Below are 1055 nucleotides of genomic sequence, written 5' to 3'. Positions count from 1 at the left end.
CCGCCCAGTTCGGGCTGGAGCTGCCCGCCATCCGCGCGGCGGCGGCCGTCTCCGACGGGGACCCATCCGCCGCCTGGCGGGCCTGCCGGATCCGCACCCGGCCCCGCCTGGACTCGCTCGCCCAGCGCCTCGAACCCAAGGTCACCTGGGACGACATCGTGCTGCCCGGGGCCGGCCGCAGCGCGCTGGAGCGCATCGCCGACCAGGTGGCGCACCGCACCACGATCTACGAGACCTGGGGCTTCGGGGAACGCATCACCCGGGGACTCGGCGTGGCCGCGCTGTTCGCCGGGCCGAGCGGCTCCGGCAAGACGATGGCCGCCGAGGTGCTCGCCCACCACCTGCGCCTCGACCTGTACCGGATCGACCTGTCCGCCGTCGTCAGCAAGTACGTCGGGGAGACGGAGAAGAACCTGCGCCGGCTGTTCGACGCGGCCGAGGACGGCGGCGCGATCCTGTTCTTCGACGAGGCGGACGCGCTGTTCGGCAAGCGCAGCGAGGTGCGGGACGCGCACGACCGGTACGCCAACATCGAGGTCAACTACCTGCTCCAGCGCATGGAGGCCTACCGGGGCCTGGCCGTGCTGGCGACCAACCTGCGCTCGGCGCTGGACGGCGCGTTCCTGCGGCGGCTGCGGTTCGTCGTGGAGTTCGAGTTCCCCGGCCCGGAGCAGCGCCGGTCGATCTGGGCGAAGGCGTTCCCGGACGCGGCCCCGCGCGACGGGCTCGACCTCGACCGGCTGGCCCGGCTCCAGGCCAGCGGCGGCATGATCCGCAACATCGCCGTGAACGCCGCCTTCCTGGCCGCCTCGGCGGGCACCCCGATCACCATGCCGCACGTCCTGTCGGCCGCCCGCGGCGAGTTCGAGAAGCTCGAACTGCCGATGACGGAACGGGACTTCGCCTGGGAGGAGGAGCGGCCGTGACGATCGAGCTGCACATCGACCACCTCGTTCTCGACGGCTTCGACGGGCTGGACGGCCTGGACGGGCTCGACGGCCCGGCGGAACAGCCGCTGCTGCCGGCAGTACTCCTCGACCAGGCGGACCGACTCC

Annotated in this window: 1 protein-coding gene; it reads left to right on the top strand. The window is 72.9% G+C overall.

Features of this window, described 5'->3' with window-relative positions; all coding sequences use genetic code 11:
• Positions 1–926: ATP-binding protein (locus AB0O00_RS41235; protein WP_363659777.1), on the top strand; the 926-nt coding region annotated here is incomplete at its 5' end.
• Between the last annotated feature and the right edge of the window lie 129 nt (positions 927–1055).

Source organism: Kitasatospora sp. NPDC093558 (genome assembly GCF_040683475.1).
Classification (GTDB): domain Bacteria; phylum Actinomycetota; class Actinomycetes; order Streptomycetales; family Streptomycetaceae; genus Kitasatospora.
The sequence above is the reverse complement of the archived record's forward strand: the minus strand, read 5'-3'. Positions and strand labels throughout refer to the sequence as shown.